Here is a 13,621-nt window from a genome sequence, read left to right as displayed (position 1 = left end):
TGTGACAATCAAACCATGCCCCACCGCCTGACACCCCCTGCCGATATCCAGTTTGAAGACGAGTTCATTGCTGGCGTCAAAAATATTTTCGAAGAAATGATCGTCTTCAACCGCATGCTGGGCTTGAAGATCAGCGAGGTGACCCCGACCCGGGTCAAGGCGCGCATTGACATGCGCAACGAACTGGTCGGCCATTACGCCTACAACCGCATCCACGGTGGCGTCATCAGCGCCAGCCTCGACGCTCTGGGCGGCCTTGCGGTGATGGCGGCGATTGGCGCGCGCCACATGGACGAGTCGCCGACGCAGCGCCTGCAGCGCTTTGCCAAGCTCGGCACCATCGACCTGCGCATTGACTACCTGCGCCCCGGCATTGGCGAGCGGTTCGAGTTGCGCGCCGAAGTGATGCGCCTGGGCTCACGCGTGGCCACCACGCGCATGGAGTTTATGGGTGCCGACGGCCGGCTGCTATCCACCGGCTCGGCGGCTTATATCGTGTCGTAGTCAGGCGGCTGGCCTGGGCACTTCGCGCGGCTTGCCCTGGTCGTCGATGGCGACATAAGTGAGCGATGCTTCGGTCACCTTGGTGTATTTGCCCTGCGCGCGAAAATGCTCGGCATAGACCTCGATCTTGACCGTGATCGAGGTGCGGCCAATGCGCACCAGCTTGCCGAAAAACGACAAAATGTCGCCCACCCGCACCGGCTGCTTGAAGATGAACTCGTTCACCGCCACCGTCGCCATGCGACCTTCGGCATAAGGCGATGCGATCACGGCGCCGGCCAGGTCCACCTGCGCCATCACCCAGCCGCCAAAAATATCGCCATTGGCATTGACATCGCGCGGCATCGGGATCACCTTGAGCACCAGCTGCTCGTCTGTCGGCAAGGGCACGTTGACCGGGCTGTTTTTGCCCGCACTGGCCGGCCTATCAAAAGTGTTTGCAGACATGGGCACAATCCTTGGTTACGAAGTTCTTCTCAATATTGTCCCCCATGCGCCGCCATTCATCTGCTTACACCACCGGAGTCGCTTCGGACGAAACCTCAAGTGCCGGTAAAACGCCGGCACCACCACGCTCCGACTGGGCCACCCTGCAACGCCTGTTCCCGTACCTGTGGCAGTACAAGTGGCGCGTGATCGCGGCGCTGGCCTTCATGGTGGGTGCCAAGCTGGCCAACGTGAGCGTGCCACTGCTGCTCAAAGAGCTGATCGACACCATGAATCCCAAGGGCGAACTGGGCGCCCAGGCCATGCTGGTGGTCCCGCTGGGTCTGCTGGTGGCCTACGGACTGCTGCGCCTGTCCACCACGCTGTTTGCCGAACTGCGCGAGCTGATTTTTGCCAAGGCCACCGAGGGCGCCTCGCGCGCCATCAGCCTGCAGGTGTTCCGGCATTTGCATGCCATGAGCCTGCGCTTTCACCTGGAACGACAGACCGGCGGCATGACGCGCGACATCGAGCGCGGCACCCGCGCCGTGCACTCGCTCATCAATTACTCGCTCTACAGCATTTTCCCGACGTTGATCGAGGTGGCGCTGGTGCTGGGCATTCTGGCGGTCAAATTTGACCTGTGGTTTGCCTGGATCACGGTGGCGGCACTCGTGCTCTACATTGCATTCACCATCGTCGTGACCGAATGGCGCACCCATTTCAGAAAGCAGATGAACGAGCTCGACAGCACCGCGCACAGCCGCGCCATCGACTCGCTGCTGAACTACGAAACGGTCAAGTATTTCAACAACGAGGAGTTCGAGGCCAAACGCTACGACGACAACCTGGAGCGCTACCGCAAGGCCGCGCTCAAGAGCCAATCCACCTTGAGCCTGCTCAACACCGGCCAGCAGCTCATCATTGCCGCCGGCTTGGTGTTGATGCTGTGGCGCGCCACCCAGGGCGTGGTCGATGGCCGCATGACGCTGGGCGACCTGGTGATGGTCAACGCCTTCATGATTCAGCTCTACATTCCGCTGGGTTTTCTGGGCGTGCTGTACCGCGAGATCAAGCAGGGCCTGACCGACCTGGAAAAAATGTTCACCCTGATGGAGCGCGAGCGCGAAATTGCCGATGTGCCGGGCGCGCCCGCCTTGGCGCTGAGCGCCAACAATGCCAGCGTGGCGTTCAGGCAGGTGAACTTTGCCTACGACCCGGCGCGGCCCATATTGCAAGACATCAGCTTTGACATTCCGGCGGGCAAGACGGTGGCGGTGGTCGGGCCCTCGGGCTCGGGCAAATCGACGCTGGCGCGCTTGCTGTTTCGCTTCTACGACGTGCAAAGCGGCCAGATTTTGATTGCCGGGCAGGACATCAAACAGGTCACGCAGGCCAGCGTGCGGCAAGCCATTGGCATCGTGCCGCAAGACACCGTGCTGTTCAACGACACGGTCGAATACAACATTGCCTACGGCCAGCCCGGTGCCACCCGCGAGCAAGTGATCGAGGCGGCCAGGTCGGCGCACATCCACAGCTTTATTGCCGCCACGCCCAAGGGTTATGACACCACGGTAGGCGAGCGCGGCCTGAAATTGTCGGGCGGTGAAAAACAGCGCGTCGCGATTGCCCGAACACTGCTGAAAAACCCGCCGATCCTGATTTTTGACGAAGCCACGTCAGCGCTGGACTCGGCCAACGAGCGCGCCATCCAGGCCGAGCTGCAAAGCGTGGCGCAAAACAAGACCACGCTGGTGATTGCGCACCGCCTGTCCACCGTGGTTGATGCGCAAGAAATCCTGGTCTTGGAAGCCGGCCGCATTGTCGAGCGCGGCACCCATGCGGCGCTGCTGGCGGCAAACGGCCGCTATGCGCAGATGTGGGCGCTGCAGCAGTCAGCCGAGTGAGCGGGGGGCGCTCATTGCCGCATCAAATCCTCGATGGCGTCCACCACCATCATGGTCCCCAATGCCACCAGCAAAATATCGTTGGCGACACGCACGTACTTGTAACCTGATGGCGGCAGTCCAATTTGCACAATGACGCCTTTGGGCACCGGGTACTGGATGACGGAGGTTGCAAGCGGCTGTCCGATGGACCATTTTTTTGCCTGGCCGGGCGGCATGCAGCCATTGTTTTTCTTGGCCAGACCTGGCGGGCAACTCCCCTTTGCCTGCAGCGCCCCGTAATAGCGCGACGCGGCCTGGCGTTGCTCATCCCGGAAATAGCCGCCGATCCGGATTTCTTGTTTGACCTGCTGCTGGGCTTTTTGCTGCTTCGGACCACCTTGTCCGGCCCATTCAGGCTTGCCGGCCATAGCGACCACCGAACCGACCAGAACCGCCGCGACCAGCACCGATTTCAGAGGTCCGGATTTCATGCGCATTGCTGTTGACATAGACTTGAACCCTTTCCATTTCCACTCAAAGGCGCTCATGCTATACCGCAATCTTGGCCAAAGCAATCTGAAAGTCTCAGCCCTGTGCCTCGGCACCATGATGTTTGGCGACCAGACCGCGCTGACTGAGGCCGGCCGCATCGTGGCCAATGCCCATGCCCGCGGCGTGAACTACATTGACACGGCGGACGTGTACAGCAAAGGCGGCTCGGAAACCATGGTCGGCCAACTGCTCAAGGGCCAGCGCCACGACTGGGTACTGGCCACCAAACTGGGCAACGCCATGTCGGAGCGGGTCAACGATGGCCACTATTCGCGCAGCTGGATGCTGCGCGAAGTGGCGGCTTCGCTGGCGCGCCTGCAAACCGATTACGTCGATATTTTGTACCTGCACCGCGACTTTGACGGCATGAGCCTGGAAGAGCCTTTGCGCGCGCTCGACGCCATGCTGCGCGCCGGCCAGATTCGCTATTGGGGGGTGTCCAACTTTCGCGGCTGGCGCATTGCCGAGCTGGTGCATCTGGCTGCGCAGTTGGGTATGCCGGGGCCGGTGGTGTGCCAACCCTACTACAACCTGCTCAACCGCATGCCCGAGGTCGAGGTGCTGCCGGCCTGCGCGCATTACGGCATTGGCGTGGTGCCCTACAGCCCGGTGGCGCGCGGCGTGCTCACCGGCAAATACCTGGCGGGCCAAGTGCCCGACCCCGGCAGCCGCGCTGGCCGTGGCGACACGCGCATCGCACAAACCGAGTTTCGCGAGGAGTCGCTGCTGATTGCACAACAGCTCAAGGGGCATGCTGAAAGCCGTGGCATCAGCCTGGCCCAATTTGCGACCGCCTGGGTGCTGGCCAACCGGGTGATCAATTCGGTCATCGCCGGGCCGCGCACGCTCACGCAGTGGCAAGACTACCTGCCCGCACTCGACTACGTGTTCACCCCCGAGGACGAGGCGCTGGTGGACAGCCTGGTCAAGCCCGGCCACCCCTCCACGCCGGGCTACACCGACCCGGTCTATCCGCCCACCGGCCGGGCGCGCTTGTGCTGAAACTTGCTGATGCTGAGCAGGTTCGTCAAGCTGTTGACCCGTCGCAAGGAGCCGCTGTCGGCCGCGCAGCAGGCGGCGCAGCTGATTGCCGCCATCGACGCCGGCGGCCTGCCGCTGAATCCTGCGCGCATCAATGACATTGCGCGCCAGCTCGGGCTGGAGGTGTCCAGAAAAGCCCCGCTGGAAGACACCGTTGCGCGCATTCGCGCGGCGCTGGTTTACCTGGATCAATAACTGGATCAGCCTCGCCCACTACACTCAGATCGACCGTTTCTCTATTTGACTCACCCATGGATATTTTTGTTGTCTTAACCCTGCTGGCCATTGCCTTGCAAGTTTTCAAAACGCGCGAGCAAGCCCAGCGCATTGCCTTGCTCGGCAGCTACCTGGGGCAATTTCAGATTGAAAAACTGATGCAGGATGTGCTCAGCGGCTACCAGCGCGCACTGGGTGAGGCCGACGAACAACGCCAGGACCAGGTCTGGCGACATCTGGCCACAGCAGAGCAAACGCTGTGCGAACAGTTCAACCGTTTTGTGCTGGAGTTTGCCAAGGTGCCCGAGCCGCAGGCCCGCTTGAGCCGCCTACCGCTGGCCCTGCCCTTTGTCGCGCAATATGTCCCCACCACCACGCTGGACCTGCGCAAATTGCTCAGCGTGCACGCCCATGGCATCACCCAGGCGTGCCAAAACAGCCCTGCCCTGGCACGCAAGCGCAGAGCCTTCACGCTGTCGGCCGAGCTGATGCTGATGCAGCACAGTTGCCACTGGTTTTGCCGCTCAAAAATGGTCGCCTCGACGCGCCTGCTGGCGCGCCACCAGACCGCTTATGCCCAAGTGCTGGCGGCAGTGGCGCCATCCACCCGCCAGGCTTATGGCCAGTTAATCGAAAATTGAGTGGCAGCGCCCCTATCAAGCCGCCGCTCTGAGTGACAATCTGGCCCCATGGATACCAAATGGCTTGAAGATTTTGTCAGTTTGGCCGAAACCCGCAGTTTCAGCCGTTCGGCGCAGTTGCGCCATGTGACGCAACCGGCGTTTTCGCGCCGCATCCAGTCGCTGGAGGCCTGGGCCGGCTCCGACCTGGTGGACCGCAGCAGCTACCCCACACGCCTGACGCCGGCTGGCGAAACGCTGCACGACCAGGCGCTGGAAGTGCTGCAGGCGCTGCAGACCACGCGCGCGATGCTGCGCGGCCACGCCACAACGGCGCAGGACGTGATCGAGTTTGCCGTGCCGCACACGCTGGCATTCACCTTCTTCCCGGCCTGGGTGACGGCCCTGCGCGCCAGTTTTGGCCCCATCAAAAGCCGCCTGATCGCGCTCAATGTGCACGATGCCGTGATGCGCCTGGTGGAGGGCAGCTGCGACCTGCTGATTGCCTACCACCACCCGTCCCAGCCCAACCAGCTCGACGCCGACCGCTACGAAATGGTGAGCTTGGGCGAAGAAACGGTGGCGCCCTATGCCAAGCCTGACGAACACGGCAACCCATTATTCAAACTGCCCGGCAAGGCGGGCCACCCGCTGCCCTACCTCGGCTACGCGCAAGGCGCCTATCTGGGCCAGATGGTGGAACTGATCCTGAAGCACAGCAGCGCGCCCATCCACTTTGACCGGGTCTATGAGACCGACATGGCCGAAGGCCTCAGAGCCATGGCGCTGGAAGGTCACGGCGTGGCCTTTTTACCCCTGAGCGCAGTGCGCAAGGATCTGCGTGCCCACAAACTGGTCAACGCCGCGCCGCCCGAGCTCAAAGACCTCAGCATCACCATGGAAGTGCGCGCCTACCGCGAACGCCCCGCCCACCGTGAAGCGAGCAAACCCGGCAGCCAAGCTGCTCGGCAAGCCCAAGACAACCCCAAGCACAACGCACAAGCGCTGTGGGACTACCTGCTGGTTCACGGCGGTTCTTTATGATCAAGACCCTGACTCTGACCCGCCCCGATGACTGGCACCTGCACGTGCGCGACGGCGCCGCGCTGAGCACGGTGGTGCCGCACAGCGCGGCCCAGTTTGGCCGTGCCATCATCATGCCCAACCTGCGCCCGCCGGTGACCACCACTGCGCAAGCGCTTGCCTACAAGGCGCGCATTTTGGCCGCAGTGCCGCACGGCGCAGCCTTCGAGCCGCTCATGACGCTGTACCTCACCGACCGACTGCCGCCCGATGAAATTGCCCGCGCCCGGGAGGCCGGCATCGTTGCCGTCAAACTCTACCCGGCTGGCGCCACCACCAACAGCGACGCCGGCGTGACCGAGCTGCGCAAGACGTACCCGACACTCGAAGCCATGCAGCGCCTGGGCGTGCCGCTGCTGGTGCATGGCGAGGTGACCGCGCCAGAGATCGACCTGTTTGACCGCGAGGCGGTCTTCATCGACACCCAGCTGATCCCGCTGCGCCGTGATTTTCCCGAGCTCAAAATTGTGTTTGAGCACATCACCACGCGCGAGGCGGCGCATTACGTGGCCGAGGCCGACCGCTTTACCGCGGCCACGCTCACCGCGCACCACCTGCTGTACAACCGCAACGCCATCTTTACCGGCGGTATTCGCCCGCATTACTACTGCCTGCCCGTCCTGAAACGTGAAAGCCATCGCCAGGCCCTGTTGGCCGCTGCGGTCAGCGGCAACCCCAGGTTTTTCCTCGGCACCGACAGCGCGCCGCACCCGGTGCACCTGAAAGAGCACGCCAGCGGTTGCGCCGGCTGCTACACGGCCTTCTCGGCGATGGAACTTTACGCGCAGGCGTTCGACGGGATGGACGCGCTCGACAAACTGGAGGCTTTTGCCAGCTTTTTTGGTGCTGATTTTTATGGCCTGCCGCGCAATACCGGCACACTCACCTTAAAACGCGAGACCTGGACCGTGCCGGAACATTTCGCCTTTGGTGAAGCCGAACTCAAGCCGCTGGGCGCGGGTGAGACATTGGGGTGGCGGGTGATTTGAATTTGATAGTGGCGGAAGCGGTGAGATTCGAACTCACGAACCCTTGCGGGTTGCCGGTTTTCAAGACCGGTGCAATCGACCACTCTGCCACGCTTCCAGCGGGCTGGATTCTAACCCGGCAAATCAAGCTACGTTGCATTCGCGGCGCAGCAACGCCAGGGCATCTTGCAGCCGGCTGTCGCGATCGCTCGTCAGGGTGGCCTGCGACTCATACACAAAATCCTGCCAGAGGCTGATGAGGTCGTCCTGGTGCTGCTCCGGCGCGTGCGCTTGAAGGTACTGGGTGGCCAGCTCCGGCTGCCAGCCGTGTTTGCGGATTTTGCGCACCAGCGTGGCGGCGCTCTTGTCGGTGAACAGGGTTTTGGGCGCGCTGCCGGCCGCCACGCACAGGCACAGCGTGAGCACGGTGCCGTCGTCGCTGTGGCCCTGGGTGAGCTTGTCCCAGGCGGCAGAGCGGTTGCGGTCGTGCTGGCCGACTTCGCTCAAGGCGTCTTCAAGCCAGAAATAGCGGCCCATGAAGGCAGGCATCTGGTCGAACAGCTTGCGCGGTGCCAGGCGTGCGTCGAGCAAGCGCGGCCAGTCTGCCAGCACCGACTGGCGCACCGTCTCCACCACCGCATGGTAAGCCTGGGGCAGGTTCTTGGGGAGTGTCAACAGCCCGGGCGCCGGTTGTTTTTTGCGCAGCGCATGGATCAATTTTTCAAACGCGACCCAATCTGGCAGCTCCTTGCGCCGCGCCATGGCAAGCAGCAAGGCGGTGCGGATCACCGCCTCGGCATCGGGCTCGGCGTCTTGCAGGTCGTCGGCAGACAGGCCCAACTGGTCGGCGCACCAAAGCGCTGCCTCGACCACCTGCACGGCGTGCTGGCGCCCCCGAAACTCGGCCTGGTAGTCGGCGTAACTGGCCAATGACCAGCGCGCCAGTTGCGGCAAGTGGCGGTCGCTGAAAGCGCCGCGTTCGTTCATGCCGAAGTGGCTGTTTTGCGGCATCACGATGAGCGCCTTGAGCAGGTCGGAGCCGGCCTTGGAACGCGACAGCAGGGTGTGGTCGCGCAGCAGTTCGGCGGCCACGCGCAGGTCGCCGCCGCTGGCATCCTGCAAATGCAGGCTGACCAGGTTGACCAGCCGGTCGCGTGCTTTTTCAAGCTCGGGGCGCAAATACTCACTGCCAAAATAGCGCGCAATCTGCACCATGCCCTTGGCCGCCTCCTCGGCCATGGCATCCAGTTTGACCTGGTCCAGCAGGCCGTGCTGCACACCATAAACCACGGCCTTTTCAAAAAATGGCCGCGCGTCGAACAGCGACACACCATGCGTGGCTTCAGGGCTGGGCTGCGTCATATTGGTCCTTGCTCGTCATTGCGAGCCCGCCGAATCAGGCCCGATACCGCACACGGACCTTGAACAGAGACCTCGTCATCGCGAGCGTAGCGCGGCGATCCATGACTTCCGGGTGCATGGATTGCGTCACTGCGTTCGCAATGACGGGGCTGTTCATGGAAAGCGCAGCGCGGCAGTCTATGCAGTCCGGGGAGATGGATTGCTTCAATTCGTTCGCAATGACGGCTACTGTTGCAATGACCGGACTTTTCATGGAAAGCGCAGCGAAGCAATACATGATTTCCGGCTGCATGGACTGCCGCGTCGCGGACGCGCCTTGCAGTGACGGCGTAAGACATGGCGTTCATGAATTTCAGATGGCAGATTCTTCGTCGGGGTCGATGGCGGCGGGGGTGGCCTGGCCGCGGTCGGTGGCGCTGGTTTCGAACTTGCCATCATCATCTTCTTCATCCTGCGCTTCTTCATCCTGACCCAGTGCAAAAGCGCGGGCCTTGGCGCGCAGCACCAGCAGCATTTCAATGAACAGGTCAGGGTTTTCGTAGCGCAACAGCCAGGCCAGTTGCATCCAGTCGGCGTCGGCTACCTCGTCCTGATCCAGGCGGGCACGGGCATAGGCGTTGGCGCGCAAGTCGTCTTCCGACAGGAGGGCACCGTCGTCCTCAACGGTATCGAAGGTGCCGGTGCGGGCAAACGCCTCGATGCGGCTCCACTTTTCTTCAAAATAGTCGGCCAGCGCCTCGGCGCCGCCTTCGAGGTCGCCAATGGCGTTGAGGAAGGCCAGCGCGTCGGCACCGTCACGGAAGATGACCGAATTCATCATGCCGCGCAAATGGCTGCGGGTCAGGTCGCGGTATTGTTTTTCTATGACCACGGCACGAGCGAACTGCTCGGGCGTGAGCATCAGATTGATGATGGAGGCGCGCGAGCCGTCGTACTCGCGGATCACCGCCAGCACGTCCTTGGGCGGCAACTGTTCCAGCACCTCCATCAGCGCGCCGTCGCCCTCGCGGTCGGCGAGTTCGACCAGCGCCGACTCGGCGCCCACGATGTCGCCGGCGGCAATCAGGGACTGGGTTTTTTCAATCAAGGCCAAATGCTGCATTTAGGGTTCCTGTGGTATCAATGAGGTGATGCGGATGAGATTCGTTAGCTTGAAATAGCCTCGTCATTGCGAGCCCCCCGTATCCGGCCCGATACCGCACACGGACCTTGAACAGAGACTTCGTCACTGCGAGCGTAGCGCGGCAGTCCATGCAGTCCGGGGACATGGATTGCTTCACTTCGTTCGCAATGACGGGGGTGTTCATGGAAAGCGAAGCGTGGCAATCCATGGTCCCTTGAATGCATGGATTGCCGCGTCGCTGCGCTCCTCGCAATGACAAGACCGTTCAGGACTCTGAGTGACATTTGCGTCATGATTTAGTCCTTGCGGTCAAAGCCGTGTTCTTCCAGCCAGTCGGCGCTGGATTCTTCATGGTCATAACGCTGCTCGCCATCCTTGTCAAACTCGTCGGCGTGCCCTTGCCGACGCACCGCGCCATGCTCGCCTTCGGGCTCGAGAGCGTGGTTTTCATGGGCAGCACCCTCATGATGATGCGGCGACGGCCGGTGATACAGGTACTCGAGCGCAGCCGCCACCACCATGAACCAGTCGCCCTGCGGCTCAGGCAGCAAGGCGTCAGCCAGTTCCTGTGCCCAAGGGGTCAACTGCACGGCGCCGCCCAAGCTGCGCCAGTCGGGAAATTCGTCAGACTCCAGGGTCAGCACTTGTTCCATCACCGCCGGCTCTTCAAAGTGAAAGCCGCCATGAAAAATCACGGCGACCATCTCGGGGCTGAGCTCGATCATCTGCTTCAGGAAGGTGATCTGGCCGCGCTTTTCCAGCAGGCGCTGGCGCAGCACATTGCGGCCCTCCGAGTCAAAGGTGAGGTCGTCGATCTCGGCCTGGTAGGACGTGCGCAGCGCGCGGAAAAAAGCGGACATGCTCATGGTGTTCTCGGGTATGGGATGTGGCATCAAACAATGCGGCTGAAGTAATCTTGCCAAATGGCGCGGGCGGTGTCGAGCGGGCTGTCGAGCAGGTTGCGCTGGCGGTTGTCATCATAAGCCTTGCGCTTGTCCGGGTCCGACAGCACCTCGTAGGCCGTCTGCACCAGCCGAAAGCGCGCGGCGGCATCAGCGGCGCTGTTGCGGTCGGGGTGGTGAATGGCGGCCTGCTGGCGAAACGCTTTTTTGACGTCGGCCAGGGTGGCGGACGGGCGCAGGCCCAGGGCGGCGTAATGGTCTTTCATTTGGCGACTCGGCAAGCGTGGGGTCAGTGGCCCGCAAAATCAACCAGGGTGAACAGTGGCAGGCCGGTGGCGCGCAGTTTGTCGGAGCCGCCGAGCTCGGGCAAATCGACGATCACGGCACCCTCGGTCACCTCGGCGCCCAGTTTCTCCAGCAGTTTCTTGCCCGCCAACATGGTGCCGCCGGTGGCGATCAGGTCGTCGATCAGCAGCACGCGCTGGCCCGGCTTGACGGCGTCGGTGTGCAGCTCGACCGTGGCACTGCCGTATTCCAGCTCGTAGGTCTCTTCGACGGTGGTGAACGGCAGCTTGCCTTTTTTGCGGATCGGCACAAAGCCCAGGCCCAGTTCATAAGCCACCACGGCGCCCAGAATGAAACCGCGCGCATCGAGCCCGGCCACCACGTCGGGGCGGCGCGCCGGGTCCATGTAGCGGTGCACAAAGGCATCGATCAGCACGCGGAACACCTTGGCGTCTTGCAGCAGCGGCGTGATGTCGCGAAACTGCACGCCGGGCGCGGGCCAGTCAGGCACGGTGCGGATGTGCGCGCGCAGGTAGTCGGTGACACTGACATTGAGCATAAGTGGTCCAGATCAATCAAAGGCCATATTGTGCCCCGCTACGCAGGCGTTCGTGCGTTCAAAAGCCGCTCTTGAGAAGTGCGCGCTCGGCCTGCTCCAACGCGTCGGCCTGGCCCGAGAGCACCAGCGAATCACCCGCCATCAACACCAGATCGTCCACCAGCGGCATCGCCCGCCCGTTGTCGCGCCGCAGGCTGACCAGCCGCACCTCCAGTGCGGGCAAATCCAGATTGCCCAGGGTACGGCCAACCGACCTGGCTGTGAGCGGCAAGTTGAGCGAAGTCAGGCGCTCTTGCTGCAACTCATCCACCGCACCATCATCGGCGCCGCGAAAGAAGCCGCGCAGCAGCTTGTAACGGGCATCGCGCTGCTCCTGCACGATGCGGATCACGCGGCGCGTGGGCACGCCCACCAGCGCCAGTGCGTGGGTGGCCAGCATCAGCGAGCCTTCGATGGCTTCGGGCACCACCTCGGTGGCGCCGGCGTGGCGCAGCGCCTCCAGATCATGATCGTCCTGGGTGCGCACCACCACCGGCACTTGCGGCGCGTGCTCCTTGATGTGCGCCAGCACCTTCATGGCGCTGGGGGTTTCCAGATAGGTGACCACCACCGCACTGGCACGCGCCAGACCGGCGGCCATCAGCGCCTGTGGTCGGGCGGCATCGCCGAACACCACCGAGTCGCCGGCGGCGGCGGCCTGGCGCACCCGGTCGGGATCGAGGTCGAGCGCAATGTAGGGAATGGCTTCCTTGTCGAGCATGCGCGCCAAATTCTGCCCGCAGCGGCCGTAACCGCAAATGATCACGTGCTTGTTGGCCTTGATCGACTTGCGCGCAATGCTGGTCATCTGCACCGACTCCATCAGCCACTCGTTGCTGACGAGTTTCATGACAATCTGGTTGCTGCGCATGACGATGAACGGCGTGGCCAGCATCGACAACACCATCGCCGCCAAAATCGGGTTGAGCAATTCAGGCGGCACCAGTTGGTTGGCCTGCGCCAGCGTCAACAGCACGAAGCCGAATTCACCCGCTTGCGCCAGATACAGCCCGGTGCGCAAGGCCACGCCCATGCTTGATCCCAGGGCGCGCGTCAGAAAGGTGACAACCACCGCTTTGTACAGTACTGGCACCGTGACCAGCAACAGCACCAGCGGCCAGCGCTCCAGCACCAGGCGCCAGTCCAGCATCATGCCGATGCTGATGAAAAACAAGCCCAGCAGCACATCGTGAAACGGCCGGATGTCGGTTTCCACCTGGTGCTTGAATTGTGTCTCTGAAATCAGCATGCCGGCAATGAACGCGCCCAGCGCCAGGCTCAGGCCAGCCAGTTCGGTCAGCCAGGCCAGCCCCAGCGTGACCAGCAGCAGGTTCAGCACAAACAGCTCCTCGCTCTTGCGCCGCGCCACCAGCGTGAGCCACCAGCGCATGATGCGCGGCCCGCCCACCATCAGCAGGGTGATCAACGCGGTGGCCTTGAACAAGGCCCAGGCCAGCGTTTCGACCATCTGCTCGGGCGAGGCGCTCAAGGCCGGAATCAGCACCAGCAGCGGCACCACGGCCAAGTCCTGAAACAGCAGCACGCCCATCACGCGCTTGCCGTGCTCGGTCTCCATCTCCAGCTGTTCGCTCATGAGCTTGACCACAATCGCCGTGCTGCTCATGGCCATGGCGCTGGACAGGGCCAGCGCGGTGCGCCAGTCCATGCCCCAATGGGTCGGCGCCATCAGGGCAAACGCCATGCTGGCCGCCGTGGTAACCAGCATGGTCAGCGCCACCTGGAACAAGCCCAGGCCAAACACGTGGCTGCGCATGGAGCGCAGCTTGGGCAGGTTGAACTCCAGCCCGATCACGAACATCAGGAAAACCACGCCAAATTCGCCCAGATGACGCACCCCGTCGGCGTTCTTGGCCAGCGCCAGTGCGTTCGGCCCGATCACCACGCCCACCGCCAGGTAGCCCAGCATGGGCGGCAGTTTGAGATAGCGGCAGCCCACCACGCCAAGCACGGCGGCGAGCAAATACAACAGGGTTAAGTCGAGTGGGTTCACCCCCTGATACTACCAAGTAGAAAGCGCACTTGATGCGGCAT

At 62.7% G+C, this 13,621-nt stretch carries 16 protein-coding genes and 1 tRNA gene; 7 read left to right on the top strand and 10 right to left on the bottom strand.

The window, feature by feature from the left end; translation table 11 throughout:
- Positions 1-15: 15 nt before the first annotated feature.
- On the top strand, positions 16-504 hold the full coding sequence (locus IBX54_RS02870; protein WP_296541151.1) for a thioesterase family protein: 489 nt from the start codon (positions 16-18) through the stop codon (positions 502-504).
- On the opposite strand, the gene IBX54_RS02865 is transcribed toward IBX54_RS02870, so the two are convergent.
- On the bottom strand, positions 505-951 hold the full coding sequence (locus IBX54_RS02865) for an acyl-CoA thioesterase (protein ID WP_296541150.1): 447 nt from the start codon (positions 949-951) through the stop codon (positions 505-507).
- Positions 952-995: 44 nt separating this feature from the next.
- On the opposite strand from IBX54_RS02865, the gene IBX54_RS02860 reads away from it, so the two are divergent.
- Positions 996-2,837: an ABC transporter ATP-binding protein/permease gene (locus IBX54_RS02860; protein WP_296541149.1), complete on the top strand. Its 1,842-nt coding sequence runs from the start codon at positions 996-998 to the stop codon at positions 2,835-2,837.
- A gap of 11 nt (positions 2,838-2,848) precedes the next feature.
- Here IBX54_RS02860 and IBX54_RS02855 read toward each other — a convergent pair whose 3' ends face one another.
- Positions 2,849-3,367: a hypothetical protein gene (locus tag IBX54_RS02855; RefSeq protein ID WP_296541148.1), complete on the bottom strand. Its 519-nt coding sequence runs from the start codon at positions 3,365-3,367 to the stop codon at positions 2,849-2,851.
- Between IBX54_RS02855 and IBX54_RS02850 the strand changes: the two genes are divergently transcribed.
- From IBX54_RS02850 to pyrC, 5 genes are read left to right on the top strand one after another with little or no spacing between them, the layout of a single operon-like run.
- The gene (locus tag IBX54_RS02850; protein WP_296541147.1) at positions 3,366-4,373 is read left to right on the top strand and encodes an aldo/keto reductase; all 1,008 of its coding nucleotides are present in this window, start codon (positions 3,366-3,368) and stop codon (positions 4,371-4,373) included. The two genes, IBX54_RS02855 and IBX54_RS02850, sit on opposite strands and share 2 nt — an antisense overlap.
- Positions 4,374-4,382: 9 nt before the next feature.
- On the top strand, positions 4,383-4,607 hold the full coding sequence (locus IBX54_RS02845) for a hypothetical protein (protein ID WP_296541146.1): 225 nt from the start codon (positions 4,383-4,385) through the stop codon (positions 4,605-4,607).
- 56 nt (positions 4,608-4,663) lie between these two features.
- Entirely contained in the window at positions 4,664-5,269 is a 606-nt protein-coding gene (locus IBX54_RS02840) for a hypothetical protein (RefSeq protein ID WP_296541145.1), read from the top strand.
- 48 nt (positions 5,270-5,317) lie between these two features.
- The gene (locus tag IBX54_RS02835) at positions 5,318-6,292 is read left to right on the top strand and encodes a LysR substrate-binding domain-containing protein (RefSeq protein WP_296541144.1); all 975 of its coding nucleotides are present in this window, start codon (positions 5,318-5,320) and stop codon (positions 6,290-6,292) included.
- Complete coding sequence (gene pyrC, locus IBX54_RS02830) at positions 6,289-7,320, top strand: dihydroorotase (RefSeq protein ID WP_296541143.1); 1,032 nt, start codon at positions 6,289-6,291, stop codon at positions 7,318-7,320. The genes IBX54_RS02835 and pyrC overlap by 4 nt, the downstream gene beginning before the upstream one ends.
- 9 nt (positions 7,321-7,329) lie before the next feature.
- On the opposite strand, the gene IBX54_RS02825 is transcribed toward pyrC, so the two are convergent.
- From IBX54_RS02825 to IBX54_RS02790, 8 genes are all read right to left on the bottom strand, one after another.
- Positions 7,330-7,417 (bottom strand) — tRNA-Ser (locus IBX54_RS02825).
- Positions 7,418-7,443: 26 nt separating this feature from the next.
- On the bottom strand, positions 7,444-8,661 hold the full coding sequence (locus IBX54_RS02820) for a hypothetical protein (RefSeq protein WP_296541142.1): 1,218 nt from the start codon (positions 8,659-8,661) through the stop codon (positions 7,444-7,446).
- Between the two features lie 34 nt (positions 8,662-8,695).
- Positions 8,696-8,953 (bottom strand): hypothetical protein, encoded by a 258-nt coding sequence (locus IBX54_RS02815; RefSeq protein WP_296541141.1) that lies wholly within the window; start codon positions 8,951-8,953, stop codon positions 8,696-8,698.
- A 60-nt stretch (positions 8,954-9,013) separates the two neighbouring features.
- Positions 9,014-9,763: a hypothetical protein gene (locus IBX54_RS02810; protein WP_296541140.1), complete on the bottom strand. Its 750-nt coding sequence runs from the start codon at positions 9,761-9,763 to the stop codon at positions 9,014-9,016.
- 317 nt (positions 9,764-10,080) lie between these two features.
- Complete coding sequence (locus IBX54_RS02805; protein WP_296541139.1) at positions 10,081-10,650, bottom strand: hypothetical protein; 570 nt, start codon at positions 10,648-10,650, stop codon at positions 10,081-10,083.
- A gap of 26 nt (positions 10,651-10,676) precedes the next feature.
- Complete coding sequence (locus tag IBX54_RS02800; RefSeq protein WP_296541138.1) at positions 10,677-10,952, bottom strand: DnaJ domain-containing protein; 276 nt, start codon at positions 10,950-10,952, stop codon at positions 10,677-10,679.
- A 23-nt stretch (positions 10,953-10,975) separates the two neighbouring features.
- Entirely contained in the window at positions 10,976-11,530 is a 555-nt protein-coding gene (locus tag IBX54_RS02795; protein WP_296541137.1) for an adenine phosphoribosyltransferase, read from the bottom strand.
- A 58-nt stretch (positions 11,531-11,588) separates the two neighbouring features.
- Entirely contained in the window at positions 11,589-13,580 is a 1,992-nt protein-coding gene (locus IBX54_RS02790; protein ID WP_296541136.1) for a monovalent cation:proton antiporter family protein, read from the bottom strand.
- Positions 13,581-13,621: the final 41 nt, after the last annotated feature.

It is taken from the genome of Rhodoferax sp., assembly GCF_014859475.1.
In the GTDB taxonomy this organism is placed as follows: Bacteria; Pseudomonadota; Gammaproteobacteria; order Burkholderiales; family Burkholderiaceae_C; genus Rhodoferax.
The sequence above is the reverse complement of the archived record's forward strand: the minus strand, read 5'-3'. Positions and strand labels throughout refer to the sequence as shown.